This is a genomic window from Maribellus comscasis, assembly GCF_009762775.1.
GTDB classification, from domain to species: Bacteria; Bacteroidota; Bacteroidia; order Bacteroidales; family Prolixibacteraceae; genus Draconibacterium; species Draconibacterium comscasis.
Map to the genome: position 1 here is coordinate 7,750,150 of NZ_CP046401.1, position 18,828 is coordinate 7,768,977.

Genomic DNA, 18,828 nt, shown 5'->3' on the forward strand with positions numbered 1-18,828 from the left:
TCAAAAATACATGATTTTCCCGGAAGTCGGACAGCATTAAACAAATCGTTTGCTGGAATGTTATTTTAATGCAAAACAGACTTAAATGTCCTTAATAAAAACCGCATGTACTTGGAAAAATCTGAGATTATAGCCAACGATCAGTTTTCTACGGAAGAAATACTAAATGACTACTATATTGCCTATTTGAGTCGACAGTTGAGTTTGCTTGGTCGCCGGGAAGTACACAACGGCAGAGCGCATTTTGGTATTTTTGGCGACGGCAAAGAAATTGCACAAATTGCTTATGCCAAAACCTTTAAAAAAGGCGACTGGCGTTCGGGCTATTATCGCGATCAGACGTTTATGCTGGCACTGAATTTATTGCAGCCAGAGGAGTTTTTTGCAATGATTTACGGCGATACAAATGAAGAGGAAAACCCATCAACTGTAGGGCGAAACTTCAACAATCATTTTAGTACACAAAACATTAACGAAGAAGGAGAAATAAAAGATTTGCTTCTTCAATACAATTCAGCATCTGATATTTCATCAACCGGAGGGCAAATGCCGCGCCTGCTGGGGCTGGCGCAAGCTTCAAAAATTGTACGGGAAAAACCGGAGATGAAAAAAGCATTGAACAATAATGTAAGCGGAGATGAAGTTGCTTTTGGAAGTATCGGTGATGCAAGTACCTCGGAGGGTATTTTTTGGGAAACCATAAATGCAGCCGGAGTGATGCAGGTTCCGCTGGCTGTTGCCGTTTTTGACGATGGTTTTGGAATCAGTGTGCCGGTTGAATTGCAGACTACAAAATCGAGCATTTCCGAGGCGCTAAAAGGCTTTCAAAAAGAAAAAGGTTCAAATGGAATTAAAATATATAAATCGAAAGGTTGGGATTACCCGGGTCTGGTAAAAACATTTAAAGAAGGAATTGATTTTTGCAGAAGGACCCACACACCTGTTGTTTTTCATATTGAAGAAGTTACACAACCACAAGGACATTCAACATCGGGTTCACACGAACGTTACAAAACCAAAGAACGCTTGCAGTGGGAAGATGATTTTGACGGTTTAAATCAAATGCGAAAATGGCTGCTGGAAACCGGAGTAGCCGATATGGATATGCTGGTTGAAATTGAAAAATCGGCAAAACAAAAAGCCAAAGAAGCACGAAATAAAGCCTGGCAAAATTTCACCAACGGATATCAAAAAGAACAAAATGAATTGCTGGATATTCTTCGTAAAATAGATGCAAAAACAGATCTTCAAAACGAGCGTAAATTTGAATTGGTACGTAATAGAATTTTTCCGACGAGACGTTCGCATTTTAGTTTTGCAAAACGGTTAAACCTGGAAATTCATTTAAACCCGGATTTACAGGATGAACGGGCTGAATTACAAAACTGGATTGACCGTTTTAAAACAAGAACAATTGATTTTTTCAACACCAGTTTACACCGGACAGGTTCTGATTCTGCGCTGAAAGTAGAAGGACATCCGGTAAAATACGGTTCAAACGCGGAAGATGTAAACGGCTCCCAAATCGTCAACAAAAATTTTGATGTTTTATTTGAAAAATATCCGAATCTGGTCACGTTTGGTGAAGACACCGGAAAAATGGGTGATGTCAATCAGGGCATGAAAGGAATGCAGGAAAAGTACGGAAAAGAACGTGTTTCCGACACCGGCATTCGCGAGGCCACCATCATTGGACAAGGAATTGGACTGGCGTTGAGAGGCTTTCGCCCGATTGCTGAGATTCAATATTTGGATTACCTTATTTACGCTCATTCGCAGCTGAGCGATGATTTGGCGACATTACAATACAGAACCAAAGGGAAACAGGCGGCGCCACTCATTGTTCGTACCCGCGGACATCAGTTGCAGGGAATCTGGCACGCCGGTTCGCCCATGCAAATGTTACTGGGGTCGCTAAGAGGAATCTATTTGTGTGTTCCGAGAAACTTAACGCAGGCTGCAGGTTTTTACAATGCTTTACTGGAAGCCAACGATCCGGCCATCGTAATTGAGCCCTTAAAAGGTTACAACGTAAAAGAAAAACTTCCTGAAAACCATGGTGAGTATAAAGTACCACTTGGCGTACCGGAAATAATGAGGGAAGGAACCGATGTTACGGTTGTTACCTACGCATGGAACGTACACCACGCTTTGAAAGCAGCCAGTTTACTCCAAAAATTTAAAGGAATATCCATCGAGGTGATTGATGTGCAGACTTTAATGCCGTTTGACGTAAACCACACCATTTTAGAATCGGTGAAAAAAACCAACAAAGTACTTTTTATGGACGAAGATGTACCCGGAGGTGCCACGGCTTACATGATGCAAAAAGTGCTGCAGGAACAAAAAGCGTTCGACTATTTAGACACTGCGCCACGTACTCTTTCAGGAATGGAACATCGACCGGCCTACGGAATTGATGGGGAATATTTTTCCAAACCCAATGTTGAGCTTCTTTTCAAAAATGTTTATGAAATGATGCGGGAAACTGATGAGAAAAAATATCCTAAACTGTAAGGTTGATTCATGTCGTATAAAAATCAACGACAATAAGATAACTCAGCACTACCTCATAAACACTGTAAACAGTGTCAATAACTTCTTTTTACAAATGACAAGAATTACTCTTTATTAAACTGAACAGATAGGAGTTGCATAGCAAATGCAATTTCATAATTAACTTCCATACTATCAGATATTCGTCCGCATTTCCTCTTATTTTTGGAACAATATAAGGAAACTCTTGGGGAAAGCCGCGAGGAATTATTTGATTAAAATATATTTATGCAAGGTAATTCTCCACGTTTTCCGGGAGGGATCCCATCGTAAATAATATAGCTATGGGAACCTGTTTCCAATTCACCAAAAGGGCCGGGAAAAGATTCACTTCTCAGATCAAAACGAAGCTTGTAATTTTCATTCCACCTTGCATTTTTTCGTGGTTTCAATTCCTCAGGAATCGTCATTGTTACAGAGTGTTTTTCGGGGATGTAACAAACTTTCATATTTTCAATTTTGCGGGCATCCTGATCGAAATGCATTGAATGAAGTTCCCAAAACTTTTGCCACTGATTCAGACTCAATTCGACTCTTCCATCATTGCCAAAAACATCGGCACCTGTCTCTTTTGAGATTTTTTCTGCAAGATATGATTCATCTATTGGTTTAGGAATATCGGAAGCTGAATTTATATAAAAACCTTTTTGATATTCGGGATAAATATTTCCTAAAAATCGCTGCTCACCGCTCCTCCACATCGGGTAATTGATGTCGTAATTTATATCATTGTCGATAAAAATATTGTTGTAAAATGAATGGTGGTAAGTTTTTGTCCGGGAACCAACCTGACGGATATAAACAGCCTGACCATAAGCTTCTTTAATTCTTCCTGGACCAGTTCCTCCGGTATTGCTCATTTTACGTGTTCCGGCAATCAAATTATTCACAAAAAGCCCACCTGACGCATCATGGATATAAATTTGATTTTCTTTATTGTCCATCAGGATATTGTAATCGACCAGCACTGTTCCGAAATCATAATCGCCCATTTCCAGAAAAAAACCACTTCGGAGGTTATTGACAATTACATTTTTTGATACCCTGGCATTTGGGTATTTATTGTCGAACCAGATTCCGTAGGTAAAATTATCAGAAACCAGATTTTCTGCAACAATACAATCTATATTGTTATGGAATTTGATCCCTGCTGATTCATAGCGTTTGTAACCACGGTACATTTGATTATTATTGTACATTACCACATTACCTTTCACAACCATCTCTTTCGACCCCCAACCAATGATTCCTGTACAACCATTGTCAAGGATATAATTATTCTCAATTCGGTTACCAATCACTTCTTCAGGATCATAAATTCTTTGATTGATTCGTTCATTATCAGGTCCTTCAGCGCCACAGTCCAGACCTATATTAGCTGCATACCTGACCACATTATTCATGACAGACCAGTGATGTCCACATCGGATACCAAGTGCACCGGCTTGTGCATTTTCTTTTGTTTCCCAGAAATTACGTGGATATTGGTTGCCACAATGCTCCATAATGAAACCGATCACATGAATATATCCCAACCCGCGCTGATGTGGAGCAAAAATTCGCCTCCTGGTAGTAAGTTCTATTTGAGTTTTTTTGGGTTGAAGCTTATTTGCAAAATGGATCAAAACAGCATTTTTTTCTTCGTTGTACCACCAGCTTGCCTCATGCTCTTTCATTTCATTTTTCAGAGGATATTGCCGATACATTTCTCCATTAACGAAAACTTGTCCAAGCGTGAAAACAATTCCTTCTTTCCCTTCAGGTTCCCCATCCCGTTCCCATGGAGTGGAAGCTACCGGGACTTTAAACGGATTGGCATTATCAAAATAACAATCATCGGTAAATTCCATTGTCGAAAGACTGCATGAAAAAACCTTATTTCCTTCAGGTTTAAGCTTTCCTGTGTAAACATCCGATCCCTTGATGAAAACCCTTTTACCGGGTTCGGCCATATAAACGATTGGCGCTTGTTCTGTTCCTCCCCGCGGTGGTGAAACCCGCTCCCTGTAAACTCCTTCCATTACCCATACCGTATCGCCGGGTTGAGCCATGTATGCACCTTTTTGTATGGTACGAAAGGGTGAATCCAAATTGCCTTTGTTTTGGTTATTACCGATTGTGCTTATGTAATAGGTATTAGCTACTCCAATTTCAGGCAAAATAATTGCGAGGATCAAAAACAATATTTTTCCAATAAAAAATCCTTTTTTATTGATCAAAAAATATGACACCATTAGATTTAAATCTTTAATAAATAAAAAGAGTAAAAAATGTTATTTGTCCTTTGCCAAACCTGATAGATCCGAATCAATTTTAATCTTGACTTTTTCAGAAACTACTTTTGCTTTAAAAGCATCACTTATTTCAACATTGTTGGAAGTTTTCAGAGAAATAATTTTATTTGAGGCTTCATTTCTTAATAGCATCATCTGATTTGATGCATTAAACACTGTTCCAAAAATATTTATTTTAGTGGGTGGATATTCAGACATCGCATTATTGGAATATGAATTAATCCCTCCATTCTTTAAACTTGAATTACAGATAGTAATTGCATCTACTGGTGAAACAATATTCATAAAGCCTTTTCCTTCATGCAAAACCCTGATATTATCAAAAACCAGCTGTTTTTGTATTGGAATTTCAGCCCCTGGATAATAAGACCGATTCCACATCGTATTTGAAAAATGCAATGAAAAACCTGTTCTTGGCTTTTCCAGATAGATATCCCTGAATGTCACGTTTCTAACTCCGGCAGTATGTTCATTACCTTCTTGCACCATGACCCATTTAATCCCATCTAATTTCTCCATTCCTTTTTTATGTGTAGGACGCGTCGCTGAAATATAAGTTTTACCATCAGGTTTGCCATCCGACCCAATTCCATCAACCCGATAGATCCAGCCTTTAGATACAACGGCATCCGCATTTTGAACAGTCATTCCTTTTTTCCAATCAATCCAGCCTCCAGCCAGTATCCTGCAGAAATAGCCTACCAGACGTTGATTTCCACTCAGATCATAACAATTCTCGATGGTCCCATTTTCGATCCACCCGAGTTCCGGATTGGACGTAGCATAATCCTGTGCATTGAGTGCAATAGCATCATCCACCGTTTCAAGTACCGCATTGGAAATAGTAAACCGGTTTCCACGTCCAAGGTGAATTCCATCCTTTTTTCCTTTAATCACTGTATCATCAATGATAAGATCCTCAAATGCACATACCTGAATTCCGAACTGCATCGTAGCCAAATCGTAGCATCTAAACCCTTCTATTTTCAAATCTTTCACATAGAAAAATGCAATTTGACCGCGAAGGCCAAAAACTTCATTAAACACTAAATCCACTCCATTGACACTCACTGCAAGCCCTTTCACAATAATATGCTTATCAAAAGTCCGGGTCAGCGCACCTTTGTTAAGTATTACATGGGAAAACTTCCCGACTTCATCAATCTTTTTTAATACAACTCCATTGCCAAATTCCAGGGTAGTATTACTCCCGATATAAGTAGTTCCAGCGACTTTGTATGTCCCAGGCTGGCTCACGATGATCGTCCCGGTTTGGTCAACTGCTTTTTGTAGTGCTTTTACGTTTTCAATTCCGCTTGCATCTGGCGAAAAACCAAAGTCCGCTGCATTGGTAAATCCTTTAGTTTGGGGCTGGGCTGATATACCCAGACCGATTAATATTAGAAGTATATAGAGATTTTTCATTTGTAATTGTTTTTGTTGAAGGTTCACTTTTTATAGTCACTTTTATTATAGCGAGGTGCGTCCATTTCTTTTTGCCATTTTATCATCTTTTTTTTCAGTCTTTCCACAATTTCTGGTTTACTTGAAGACAAATCCTGTTGCTCACCAGGATCATCCTTAAGGTTATACAATTCATAATGGTGACTTTGCCTGGTGGATTCCATCAGTTCAATTAATTTCCAGTCTTCATGAACCAAAGAACCACCTGGATTGCGGTTTGCAGCTTCGTAAAAATGTACCGGGATTGGGTAACTCAACCAATGAAGATCATTCCTCTCTAATTTAGCTGAAGGATTAGAGACAACAGGTGTGATATCAATACCGTCAATATCACTCAATTCCTTATCATTTAATTCAATCCCTGCCATTTTTGCTATCGTAGGATATAAATCGTGACCTATTACTGGCTGAGTACAAACTTCTCCACCTTTTGATATACCTGGCCACTTGATTAATAATGGCACTCTGGTACCACCTTCATACAATGATCCTTTGCCATCTCGCAGCGGGTAATTTGAAGTGACATCTGTCAACCCACCGTTATCGCTATAAAAGATGACTACTGTATTATCTGACAAACCTGTTTTTGTCAAAGCATCTATTATCCGACCGATATTACTATCCAGATTCTCTACCATTGCAGCATATTCCGGATTAGTATGAATCTCACTTTTCGCGATCTTATTTTTGTATTTTTCGACCATATCAGCCTTTGCCTCAATTGGTTTATGAACGGCATAATAGCATAGATTGATAAAAAAAGGCTTCTCCTTGTTTTGCTGAACAAATTCAATCGCTTTGCTCGTTAATTGGTCAGTTAGATAATCCCCATCTTTTCCATCCTCCAGATCAGGAACGTCAAAACCACTGTTTTTTGGCTTTTTAAAGGGATAAAAATAACTTGCCGGCTGCCCTTTAGAATTACAAGTAATGGTAACATCATATCCCTGATCAGAAGGTCGATAACCGACATCTCCGAGATGCCATTTACCAATATGACAGGTCTTGTATCCACCTTTTCTAAGCCGCTCTGCAATGGTAATTTCAGTTAAAGGCATACGCTTATAACTATGATTTACGCAATTCAAATGAGCCGGATATTTGCCAGTTTGAATAGCTAACCTACTGGGGGCACATGTTGGGTGAGATGCATATGCCTGAGAGAAATATACGCTTTCATCGGCTAACTTGTCAATATTTGGTGTTTCGTAAAAATCACTTCCACAAAAGTTCATATCGGAATTACCCAGATCATCGGCCAACAACAAAATAATATTAGGCTGTTTTTCTTTAGAAATGGCATCCCACGGTAAATATAAGAACGTAACAAAAAATAATACGTTTCTTAATATCTTAAATACATTATTCATTTTAATCGATTCTATTTTTAAGGAGGCTAACTTATTTTATTTACTCAATTCTGACAGAATAGATGATATGATTTGATCCGACATAAGCCGGTATCCATCACTAAACCAATGGAAACGGTCTAAACGCGCCAAATCCAACTTTTCAACCAACAATCCATACAAATCATTTATTGCCACTCCATGTTCTTTCATGACACTCGCAGCCAGTGCATTTCGTTCAAAAATAATCGGATTGATATCTTTATTGAGTACTGGTTTATCTTGTTCTGTAACAGGGGTTGTACTGGCCCAAATCAATTTTGCTTTAGGCGCGTATTGTTGTATGGTAAGAATATATTTTTCCAAAAGGGGAACATATTGCCCTTTGGGAATCCTTCCTTTCTGCCATCCATGTAAACCAATATTAAAATGGATTACATCATAGTTCCGCACAGAAACTAATTCAGCAAGTTTTTCAATTAGGGATTTGCTATTTAAATGCATTCCGGTAGTCCAGCGGTCAACACATGCCACATCATTCAACCCATTGATAACAAACTGATGATAGCCATGCATAACCGAGTCACCAATTAATAAAACGTGCTTACAAGAATCTTTGGTTTCTTTTGCCTGAAAAAATCCCCATGTGCCTCCATCAGCTGTTAAACCTATTTTGTTATCGGCTTTCTCGTCGGATTGAGAGAACACATTTCCAGATAATAGGAAGAGGAATAAGGATATAATTAAATAATAATGCCTTCGCATAATATGAAAATATTGATTTAGGTAATTTTTGTTATCAATTTTATTGAACCAGTTAAAAAGTTCACCAATTGGATTACTCCAATTGGTGAACTTTAAGTCATGCTTTCAAATGATCTTACCAACCATTGTTTTGGTCCCATTCCGGGTTCTGGTTTAATTCTTCAAGCGGAATTGGAAATAACATATGGTATTCCCTAACATTGGATTCTTTATTCATTCTATAAAATTCATCGTTAACCATTTTAATCCGATCCATGAAAATTCCCCAGCGAATAATATCCATTCTTCTAAACCCTTCAAAAGCCAGTTCGTGAGCTCGTTCATCAATAATCGCAGTTTTAAATGAATCATAATCCAGTCCTTGCAAATCAGCCAACACCAACCCATCAGCTTTATGATCATCAGGTCTGGCCCTGTACCGTACCATGTTTATGGCGTCATAAGCTTCCTGCGTTGGCCCATTATTAATCTCATTCAATGCCTCTGCAAGCATTAGATACACATCTGAAAATCGGTAAATCGGAGTGTTGTAAGGAGTTTTTGAAGCATGATCACCATTTCCCTCAACCTTTCTGAACTTATTGACATACGGTCTTCTTACCTGGGACTTTTCGGTGAAGACATATCCAGTAAATTTTCCTGTCCCCACGGTCCAGTTTCTGCGTACATCCAATGTATCAAAACTATCATAAAAATCAATGGTCGATCTTAAATTACCAAACCCGCCCGCATGACCTGCTCCATATTTTGGTGCTGTCAATGCATTCGGGAGATTACTACCATTTTCGGGCATTGAAAAATCGATTTCCCAAATTGACTCTTTGTTGTAGATATCGAGGTATAAATCCTTGAATATATTGGTATAATCAGGTTCCAATTCATAGACCCCCATGTCGATTATTTCCTGGCATAAATCCCGTACCTCAGTCCAGTAACTCTCATCACCGGCAATCATCTGTCCATCCCATGATCTTCTCCATCCAGACATGTACATGTAAAGGTGTGCTTTGATCATTTTAACCGCACCAAGGGTAAGTAAGCCTCCCTTCGAATAAACTGCGTAGGTTGAGGGATATTTTTCCATCGTAGTTTCCGCATAATTCAAATCTTCAATACATTGTTGTCTGATTTCATCAACACTAGTTCGAGACTTGTCCAATTCATTCAAGCCTGTTGTATTATGTACCTTTAAAGGAGCATCACCAAAAGTATTGGTTAATTCAATGTAGAAAAATGCTCTTAAAGCTTTGGCTTCTGCAATTAACTGATCTCCACCGGTGAACCCTTTCGACTCCGTTACATCAATAACAAAATTGCAAGAGTTTATCGCACTATATAAATCTATCCACAAACTCTTTGGATAACCATCAGCTGAAGTTCTGTTAAAATTTTGATAAAGTCCATAGGAGCTTGTTAGTTTAGCACCATAAGAACTAAAATCGTTGTCGGCACAATTATTTAAAACATAGGCGTATCCTCTTATACTATTATTCCCAAATATATCGTATACACCATTCAATGCAATTCTTCCATCTTCGGCAGTCTCCGGGAAATTAGCTTCACTTAAAAAATCGTAAGGTTGTTCTTCCAAAAATTGGTCACAAGATGTGAGAGTAAGAAATACGATTAATATGATATAAATTTTATATTTCATGACATTAGAAAGTTAAGTTAATACCAAAAGTTACGGATTTAGCATGCGGATAATTTGAGAAATCGACGCCAGGTGTTAACATGCTACTGGAGACCGATACTTCAGGATCGTATCCAGAATATTTTGAGAAGGTTAATAATTTATCGCCAGACAAAAATACCCTGCATTTTTTAATTCCAACTTTTCTCATCACTGATTTGGATAAATTATAGCCAATTGTTACATTTTGAAGCCTTAAAAATGAGCCATCTTCAACCAACCAACTGGATACATTGTTGTATTCAATCCCTGATATGCCCCATGCCCAAAGTTCATTGGTCGGGTTCTCGGGCGTCCAGGCATCCATGATTTGTTTGACGCCTCCTTTATTTATTCCTGCGGTCCACAAAAAGTTTTTGTTGGCATTAAAAACATCATTTCCATACCGGAAACTAAAAACAAAAGAAAAGTCAAAATTCTTATAGCTAAACTGATTGGTAAATCCACCAAACCAATCCGGAATTCCATTTCCAATAATCGTACGGTCATATTCTGAATCAATCACTCCATCAGGAACGCCATCAGGACCACTTACATCTTTATATCTCGGACCTCCGACTACTCCACTTCCATCAAACTGAGGAAGATTGGTTGCTTCATCTTCATTTTGGTTAACTCCATCATATACATACCCATACATGGAGCCCAAAGGATCTCCTTCCCGGACAATGAAAACGCTTGATTTATGTCCGTAGCTTCCTGTAAAAAAATAATCGGCATCAGAAAGCCTTAGTACTTTGGTCGATGGGAAAGAAATATTGAATGAACTGGTCCATTTTAATTTGCCGTTTAAGATTACCCCGTTAATATCAAATTCATAACCGTAAGATTCTATATCACCTACATTAGTGGTATAACTACTAAAACCGGAATAATAAGGGACTGGTGCATTCAATAGCAAATCAATTGATTTTTTATGGTAATAATCTGCGGTGATATTCAGACGATTGTTAAAAAAACCAATGTCAATCCCAACATCAGCCTGCTCATTTTGTTCCCATTTCAGATCTTCGTTTGCCATTGTTCCCGGGATTAATCCAAGGTTTTGGGTAGAATTAATTGAGATATTGGCTGTTGCAAATTGCAACATTGAAGCATAGTTTCCGATTGAATTGTTCCCGGTTATCCCATAACTCAAGCGGAATTTTAAGTTTGAAAATATATTCAGGGCTTTTATAAATTCTTCTTCTGAGGCCCTCCATGCAAAAGCTCCTGAAGGGAACGTCCCCCACTTGTTGTTAATCCCGAAGTTGGACGAGCCATCTGCCCTTACCGAAGCAGTAAGCAAATACCGGTCAGCGTAATTATAATTCACCCTGCCAAAAAAACTGGCAATGGTACTTTTCCATTTTCCTGACACAGGTGTAGATGGCGTAGTGCCAAGCCCAATATTATCAGCCCCCAAATTTTCGATAGGGAAATTAGTCGATTTCATCGACATACTTTCATACACCGTTGACTGGGCACTAAATCCACCTAAACCCTGAACTTTGTGTTTCCCAATGGTCAATTTATAATCAGCCGTATTTTCATACAACCATGCAATCCGCTGATTTTGACTAATTTGGGCAATCCCATTATAGTTGCGCCCGTAACCTACATCCGATGGCAAATACGATTTATTCTTTGTGGAAGAATAAGCCATTGCCCCGTTGGCCCTTAGTGTAAGTCCTTTGACAGGTCTATATTCCAAATAATTGGTTGTTCGTATACTTGCTGAATTTTTCAAAGCCTGTTTCTCGGTCAGCCATTTTAACGGGTTAGTCGATTCGGCACCGGTTCCTACTTCAGGATCCAGGTAATCACCTAAATCTTCCCCAATATTACCACCGACAATGTAAGGACGTGCTATAAGAATAAAACGGCCTATATCAGCTTCTCCTGAAAGCGATGCACCATCCCTTTCATCAAAAGAATACGAGAGATTTGTTCCGGCTTTTAATTTGTCATTCAATTTTGAATCAATCTTGAGCCTCGCATTTACCCGGTAGTATTCTGACCCTTCGGCGATACCTTCCTGCTTAAAATAACCAACGGAAGATGAATATTGTGTACGCTCACTTCCTCCATTAATCTGTAAATTATGTGTCTGTATTACCGCTTTTCGGTATGCCGCATCCTGCCAATCGATACTTGTTGAGTCAGCCCAGGTTTCCGGATTTTCAAATTGCCAGGCATCCTCCTCTGAAGCTAATTCCTTCTGAATGGTTGCATATTCAACAATATCGACAGTTTCAAGCTTCTTTATAATATTTGAAACAGTACACTTGCCATTATAAGTTATATTAAGCGTTCCTTTTTTACCTGATTTTGTAGTGATAATAATAACACCATTGGACGCCCTTGCTCCATAAATAGCACCAGCTGAAGCATCTTTTAAGACTTCAACAGATTCTATATCCTGCGGATTCAAATCCATATTATCTCCCCCTAGTTGAGGAAACCCGTCGATAACATAAAGCGGCTCATTCGACGCAGATATGGAAGATCCCCCTCTAATTATAATGTTGCTGGCTTCTCCCGGCTGACCACTCTGCGAAGTAACCTGCACTCCTGCTGCCAACCCCTGTAGTGCATCATTTAATGAAGCGGTATTTATTTTTTCAATGTTATCTGCCTTCACCGAAGTAACAGAGCCGGTTAGATCCCTCTTTTTAATAGTTCCATAGCCAATCGCCACAACCTCCTCAATCCCAATAGCACTTTCTTCCATTATCACATCTATTGATGCTTTTCCAGCAACAGAAATTTCCTGTGGCTTCATACCTATAAAAGAGAAAACCAATATACTATTAGTAGGTACATTTACAAGTGAATAATTTCCTTTTGTATCTGTTATGGCACCTTGGGTGGTTCCTTTCACTATTATGGTCACCCCCGGTAAAGGAACATTATTTAAATCGGTAACCTTACCGCTAATAGTTTTCTGCTGTTGTGCAAAATCAGGCATGAGAATAATACTTGTACCCAATTTTTTAAAAGTGAAATTTGTATTCTCAAAAATATCAATAAGAACTTCATCTATAAGTCGATTTGATGCATGAATATTTATTTTTCGGTCCAGATTAATTTCTTCCTTATCGTATACAAATAAATAGTCGGTTTGTGTTTCAATAGCATCAAGAACTTCTTTTACAGGAGCATTTTTAAAAGCAATATTAATTTTATCAACCTGCGATCTTGCGTTTATCGCATATAATGAAGAGCTAAATATCAAAAAAACCAGAAGTGTTATTTTCATTTTTCTTAATAATGGTTTCATTAAGTCAAAGTAGTCCTTTGACAAATAATTTTTCATAAATTTGTTTTTTATGTTAATACTTTAGTTTGTTTTAGCGAACACGATCAGTATTGACCATTAGCCGGAAAGTGTGAGCGCACTTACCGGCTTTTTTAGAATTTCATTTTATCATAAGCCTTAGTTCTTTTAAAGTTTATTATTCGATTATTATTTTATTGGTTTTCTCGTCAATCCGATAGTTAAAATTTTCTTTTAATTGTACCACTTTCAAAATATGTTCAACACCATCTTTCATTCTGAATTTTCCTGAATAGCGTGAATTGAACTTTTGCGTATTTTTAACTTCTATAATGATATCAAAATACAATTCTAAATTATGGACCAGTTCAGTAAATGAAATATTGTCAAAACTGATGATTCCTTCGCGCCATAGAAAATGATCCGGATTTTCAATCGCAGAAACAATCATTTTCCCGTCTCTTAATACGGCTTCCTTATTGGGAGATAAGCTCATTCCCGAACTTTCACCTTGTTTTATTATTTCAACTGCCCCCTCTAACAACGAAGTTTCAAATTCTTCTGTTTCAGAGTATGCAATCAAATTAAATTTTGTACCCAAAACCTTTACATCATATTTACTGGTGTTAACAACAAATGGCTTTTTCATTTTATGTGTTACCTCAAAAAAGCCCTCACCATCTAATTCAACATTACGTTCCTTATTGGCAAATTGGGAGGGAAACTTAAAAGTAGTTTTTGCATTGAGCCAAACTTTCGTACTATCTGCCAAAATAATTTCAGCCCGTTGTCCGGCCGGAACATGTATGGTTTGCATCCGGGAAGACAACCGGGAAAAGGAGTGAGTTGGGAAAACGAATCGAGCTACAAAAAAAGCAAAAACAAAAACGGCTGCAATTTTTGAAACTTCCCAATACCATTTGCTATTAAACGGTATCAGAAATTTCATTTTCTTTTGATTCGAGTTTATTTCAATATCTGAATGCCAAATTGAAATATCATTCAATTTCCTTAGTGCAAAATATTCTTGCATATTTTTAGGATCCGCATCAAGCCAATGGGTAATCTTTACTTTTTCTTCGTCTGTGACGTTCCCATTTATGTATTTCAAAAGTAGATCGTTCATATTCCAGTTTATAAAAAATATCAAACCCGAATTTTCCTTTACAACCAGAATACGACTCGAAATACAAGAGCCCTAGTATATTTTTTGATTTTTTTTACAATTTTAAAAAAAACAATGCTCCCAAAAGAGGGATATAATCTTTTAACGACATCCTTAATTCCCTCACAGCCTGCCCAATATGATACTCAACTCCTTTAAGGGAAATATGATAAAATTTTGCAATTTCTTTGTGCGATTTATGTTCAAACCTACTCATTATAAATATTTCCCTTGTTCTTGGCTGAAGTCTCTTAAGCGTTTCCTCAATTATAGAGTGAATTTCTTTTGCAAAAACTTCCTGAGGATTGCTTGATTCGAGAGAAGCGGTTCTTATTGCCAGTTCCCGTTCCAGAGTTGTAGCTATTTTATGGTAAACATCGCGTCTTACTGACTGGTGTTTTAAATGATCAAGCGCCCGATTTTTTAGGATTGAAAATAAATAGGGAGCTATCGGATCGATGGTTTCCATTTTCAATTGTTGCCATAACTTTATTAATGAGTCAGAAACAATATCTTCTGCAACCATGTCATCGTGCACGTACGATTTTACAAATAGGTACGATTTTTTGTAAAAAGTAGTATATATTTCGTTGAAACCATGTAAAGGAATATCTACTCCCATTTAGTAAAGTTTAGCTTGACGCCAAAATTAAAAAAATTATAATTCTACAAAAAACAGAATACAAACTCTTGTTTTTCAGATGTTCAAATCATTTCTCTGAGGTTATCAGGTTTTATCTTGATATATATTTTTAACTTTAGAATCAACAAATGGCGTTTCGAAATCACCATTTTCTTTTCTATCAATAAAAAATGATTACCTTCTGAAAACAAAGAGCAGCTCAAAAAAATTAGATCAGTCTGTTTTATCTGCAATCAAAATTATGCTTGTATATGTTGCAGTTATTTACAGGAAAAGACTAACAGACTTTTTCCGATTCTACATTAATTAAACAAATACGATGAAATAGGAAGGAATTTATTCTTTATGTTTATGAAGCATTGGTGCACCGTAAACCGGACAACAATGTTTTACAAATAGAAAAAAGCCGCCCCTAACTGAAGCGGCCTTTTGTCTAACTAAACCAAATCTATCGAATAAAAATCTTTTGACTCAAAATAAGATACTTACAATCTGATTCCTCTCATTCTAACACCTCAATACAATTGGAAAACCAAGTTTTTATTCCTCACTAAAAAGCCAGGAAAAATTAATTCAATCCACTGGCATCAATATACTTTTCTGCATATCTCCGTCCAAGTTCCCGCTGGCCTTCCGAATTAAAATGCAGGTTATCTCCCCTGTCTTCCAACCCTTCAGAAGAAATATAAAAAAGGTAACTATTCTCTTCGGCAACCTTTCTGATAATTTGATTGACTTCCTCAAAATAGGCCGCCTTTTCTTCGGGTTCGGCAAATCTTCCAATTTCACCCAAAATTATTGGCAATTCATCATCGGCAACACTTGTTCTGAATTTTGAAAACAAGGTCAATAAAGTATCCTCGTATTCGGGCAAATCGGTTTCATTGGCATTACGTTCTCCCTGATGCCATAATATTCCTTTTATGGTTCCTTTCTTTTTTGACAACTGTGCCTTCGCTTTAAAATTACTAAGAAGTTTTACACTACGATGTTCTTCGTCGTTGAGCCACTGAAAAACGGAACTTCCGCCCACAGCACAAGGAACCATGGCAATGGTAACTGAGTCAGGGACAAAATTTAACAGTTCTTTTGCAAAACTAAGCCCACAATCCAAGCCCGCTGATCCAGGCTCATAAAAATGCAACGGCTCTTTAGCAGTAATCCAATTGTTTCCACTGTTAATGGTAATAATTCGATTGTTGGTAATCAGGTCCTGTGCCTCAACCGCTCCTCTGCCGGCCATGTTGGACTGGCCAGCCATAAGGAAAACCCAAACGGTTTTATTATTTTCGTCCTTCGGTTCTGTTTCTCCAGGCTCTTCTTTTGAGCATGAAATCCATGAAACCAAGAACATAAGCACGGATAAAACGAAAAATTTGCCTGCAATTATTTTTACCTGCCTAATCTTCATCCCGATAAATATTGAATGTTTTTGCATCTTCTATTTCTAAGATTTCGCCTTCGAAAAAATTATTTCCCAAAGCTTCAAATTCGAATTGATCTGATTTTGGCGTACCTTTTTCAGAATATAAAACAATGTTTCCTGGTTCATGTACTGTTAAATTCAAACTACTTCTGTCTATGTTTTGAATTTCAACGGTTGACGGAGATAAATATTTATCAGGCCGCCCAACCACGGCCCAACCTCCTTCTACCGGACACATCAAGTACAATTTGTGTCCAAAACCTTTTATTTCAAAATCAATTCCGTTTTCATCAATTTTCTGGCCTTCCTTTTCTTTCCAATTATAAATGATCAATCCTTCTTGTGGAATTGACCACTTCCCGGGATAAGGTTGCATCATCACTCCGGAATTGGAATAGTCTTCAGCTGAAATGTGCCCATTTAATGCCTCTTCGTTATCTACCGAAAGATTATAAGCTGCAATGGCACATGCTTTATTCTTAAGAGGTGAAATAACTTTATAAACATTTTTTTTCTCATAGAGTGCATCTGAAAATACACTTTCGGGTAACGGAACTCCGGGTGCTTCGGGCCGTATCAACAAGCCATCGTTATAACACAAAGGCATTATAACTTCTTTATGAAAGTCCTCCGGTGCGTCTGAAAGATATATTGGACCACCAGACATGGCTTTTGTTACGGCCATTGTTTCTCCCACCTGCGTATCTGACGAGTGAAACATATCATGGTCAGGCCATAAAGTCTGTCCCAGCCAAACGACATTAAAAACCGATTGTAATATTTGCGATTTTGACGTTGCCAGATTGTTTTTCTGGTAGTCGGGGCTGGTTCGCATTGTTGCGCTGTGGGTAGCATTTAACAGGTCGATTGTGTTTTGTGCACTACAATTCATCAGCCCCAGATTGTAGGAAAAGCATGATTTTTCCAATGAAAGTACATTGTTCATTTGTGCCCTTGCAGGATTAGGTGTTCCATAATATTCAATAGTAGAACGAGAAACATTATCGGTTTTAAGAAAATCAAATCCAATGTCTTTTATCTTTTTCATAAAACGCATATAAAAAATCTCACTGTCCTCTTGATTATCTTTCGGAATTAAAGCTTCAAATCTAACATCTGCGTCCTCCAAATACTGATTATCCTTTGGATTTTTCTCCCTTTTAACAGGCTGTGGCATTAAATATGGTGCCAAATCAGTCATTTCGTGTTCGGGCGAAACATTGTTCCAATGCATTAACAAGGTATGCCAAATGCCCATCCATTTTATTTTGTCCTCCTTTCTACTTGCAATTATGGGCTCCCAGCCATTGGGAAACTTGTTTTTGTCGGGTTCCAGGGAAAACATCCGTCCGTCTTTTAACGTTTGATGCCCGTCATCAATAAGCAACCAACGTACAGGAATATCTGACTTTTCAATATTGTTTACGGCATTCTGTATTATTTCTTCGTTGATATTTTTATGATATTGCTCCCAGGTACACCAGCCCAAATACTTCATTGGTTCAGGATACTTTTTATGAGACCTTAAACTTACTTTGTTTTTATACAGCGCTGAATTTGCCAGGTTTTTCCAGACTTTAAAAATTGACTCATACACATTCTCTCCTACTGCCCAAGCCAATAAAGGTACTTCTGCAGTTTGAGGAACAGGCTTTGTTCCGAGCGTACCATAGTCCACAATAAGCTTTCCATCCTTTTGCGTCTCTAACCAACTTACAGATGCTTCACCCGATAGTGGCATGATGGTCATAAACTTCCCGTCAGCTAATTTTAACAACATCATTAAAGCCCGTTTATTGGGCATTGGAATCCTTGGAGGAATGGGAGTTTTCGGCACAAAAATAGAAGTCAAATCCGTTTTTCCTACCCAAGGGAACATCCGGTTGCTGGCCCCAATCCAGCGAAACATATTTGAATCGGCAGCCACATGGCAATATTCAGTAAACTCAGGAAGGATGATTTCTCTAGAACTTGTTTCTCCTTCAGCATCGGGTGTGCCGAGGACAATGAGATTACTTTCATTTCCATTGGCTAAATCAATATTGTGGGTATTTCCTTGGTTTGTATTACAGGAAATATATAAAACAGGAATAAAGATGATTAAAAAAACAAATGGATGAAATATTTTCTGAAGTCTTATTTGAATCTCGTTGATTATTAATTTCATCATAACTTATGAATTAAAAAGGTAAAACGTCTGTATTGAATTTAGCT

General features: G+C 37.8%; 11 protein-coding genes. 1 reads left to right on the top strand and 10 read right to left on the bottom strand.

What is annotated here, in order from left to right:
• Window positions 1-105: 105 nt before the first annotated feature.
• Window positions 106-2,517 carry an alpha-ketoacid dehydrogenase subunit alpha/beta gene (locus GM418_RS31200; RefSeq protein ID WP_158872298.1) on the top strand — a complete coding sequence of 804 codons (2,412 nt, stop codon included), beginning with the start codon at window positions 106-108 and terminating at the stop codon, window positions 2,515-2,517.
• Between the two features lie 254 nt (window positions 2,518-2,771).
• Here the strand turns inward: GM418_RS31200 and GM418_RS31205 are convergent, their stop codons facing one another.
• From GM418_RS31205 to GM418_RS31250, 10 genes are all read right to left on the bottom strand, one after another.
• The gene (locus tag GM418_RS31205) at window positions 2,772-4,790 is read right to left on the bottom strand and encodes a right-handed parallel beta-helix repeat-containing protein (protein WP_158872300.1); all 2,019 of its coding nucleotides are present in this window, start codon (window positions 4,788-4,790) and stop codon (window positions 2,772-2,774) included.
• Window positions 4,791-4,829: 39 nt separating this feature from the next.
• Window positions 4,830-6,275: a glycoside hydrolase family protein gene (locus tag GM418_RS31210; protein WP_158872302.1), complete on the bottom strand. Its 1,446-nt coding sequence runs from the start codon at window positions 6,273-6,275 to the stop codon at window positions 4,830-4,832.
• A gap of 23 nt (window positions 6,276-6,298) precedes the next feature.
• Window positions 6,299-7,684: a sulfatase gene (locus GM418_RS31215; RefSeq protein ID WP_158872304.1), complete on the bottom strand. Its 1,386-nt coding sequence runs from the start codon at window positions 7,682-7,684 to the stop codon at window positions 6,299-6,301.
• A gap of 36 nt (window positions 7,685-7,720) precedes the next feature.
• Complete coding sequence (locus GM418_RS31220; protein ID WP_158872306.1) at window positions 7,721-8,428, bottom strand: SGNH/GDSL hydrolase family protein; 708 nt, start codon at window positions 8,426-8,428, stop codon at window positions 7,721-7,723.
• Window positions 8,429-8,543: 115 nt separating this feature from the next.
• Entirely contained in the window at window positions 8,544-10,082 is a 1,539-nt protein-coding gene (locus tag GM418_RS31225; RefSeq protein ID WP_158872308.1) for a RagB/SusD family nutrient uptake outer membrane protein, read from the bottom strand.
• Window positions 10,083-10,086: 4 nt separating this feature from the next.
• Window positions 10,087-13,419 (bottom strand): TonB-dependent receptor, encoded by a 3,333-nt coding sequence (locus GM418_RS31230; protein ID WP_158872311.1) that lies wholly within the window; start codon window positions 13,417-13,419, stop codon window positions 10,087-10,089.
• A 139-nt stretch (window positions 13,420-13,558) separates the two neighbouring features.
• Window positions 13,559-14,506 carry a FecR family protein gene (locus GM418_RS31235; protein WP_158872313.1) on the bottom strand — a complete coding sequence of 316 codons (948 nt, stop codon included), beginning with the start codon at window positions 14,504-14,506 and terminating at the stop codon, window positions 13,559-13,561.
• Between the two features lie 94 nt (window positions 14,507-14,600).
• Window positions 14,601-15,167 carry an RNA polymerase sigma-70 factor gene (locus tag GM418_RS31240; RefSeq protein ID WP_158872315.1) on the bottom strand — a complete coding sequence of 189 codons (567 nt, stop codon included), beginning with the start codon at window positions 15,165-15,167 and terminating at the stop codon, window positions 14,601-14,603.
• Window positions 15,168-15,756: 589 nt separating this feature from the next.
• Window positions 15,757-16,599: a sialate O-acetylesterase gene (locus GM418_RS31245; RefSeq protein ID WP_158872317.1), complete on the bottom strand. Its 843-nt coding sequence runs from the start codon at window positions 16,597-16,599 to the stop codon at window positions 15,757-15,759.
• Window positions 16,589-18,784, bottom strand: a complete 2,196-nt coding sequence (locus GM418_RS31250) for a Sip1-related alpha-galactosidase (protein WP_158872319.1) — start codon at window positions 18,782-18,784, stop codon at window positions 16,589-16,591. The genes GM418_RS31245 and GM418_RS31250 overlap by 11 nt, the downstream gene beginning before the upstream one ends.
• Between the last annotated feature and the right edge of the window lie 44 nt (window positions 18,785-18,828).

Excerpts from the sequence above, each read along its gene's own strand:
- GM418_RS31250 (WP_158872319.1), bottom strand. The coding sequence starts at position 18,784 with ATGATGAAATTAATAATCAACGAGATTCAAATAAGACTTCAGAAAATA.
- GM418_RS31205 (WP_158872300.1), bottom strand. The coding sequence starts at position 4,790 with ATGGTGTCATATTTTTTGATCAATAAAAAAGGATTTTTTATTGGAAAA.
- GM418_RS31220 (WP_158872306.1), bottom strand. The coding sequence starts at position 8,428 with ATGCGAAGGCATTATTATTTAATTATATCCTTATTCCTCTTCCTATTA.
- GM418_RS31215 (WP_158872304.1), bottom strand. The coding sequence starts at position 7,684 with ATGAATAATGTATTTAAGATATTAAGAAACGTATTATTTTTTGTTACG.
- GM418_RS31235 (WP_158872313.1), bottom strand. The coding sequence starts at position 14,506 with ATGAACGATCTACTTTTGAAATACATAAATGGGAACGTCACAGACGAA.
- GM418_RS31240 (WP_158872315.1), bottom strand. The coding sequence starts at position 15,167 with ATGGGAGTAGATATTCCTTTACATGGTTTCAACGAAATATATACTACT.
- GM418_RS31210 (WP_158872302.1), bottom strand. The coding sequence starts at position 6,275 with ATGAAAAATCTCTATATACTTCTAATATTAATCGGTCTGGGTATATCA.
- GM418_RS31245 (WP_158872317.1), bottom strand. The coding sequence starts at position 16,599 with ATGAAGATTAGGCAGGTAAAAATAATTGCAGGCAAATTTTTCGTTTTA.
- GM418_RS31200 (WP_158872298.1), top strand. The coding sequence starts at position 106 with ATGTACTTGGAAAAATCTGAGATTATAGCCAACGATCAGTTTTCTACG.
- GM418_RS31230 (WP_158872311.1), bottom strand. The coding sequence starts at position 13,419 with ATGAAAAATTATTTGTCAAAGGACTACTTTGACTTAATGAAACCATTA.
- GM418_RS31225 (WP_158872308.1), bottom strand. The coding sequence starts at position 10,082 with ATGAAATATAAAATTTATATCATATTAATCGTATTTCTTACTCTCACA.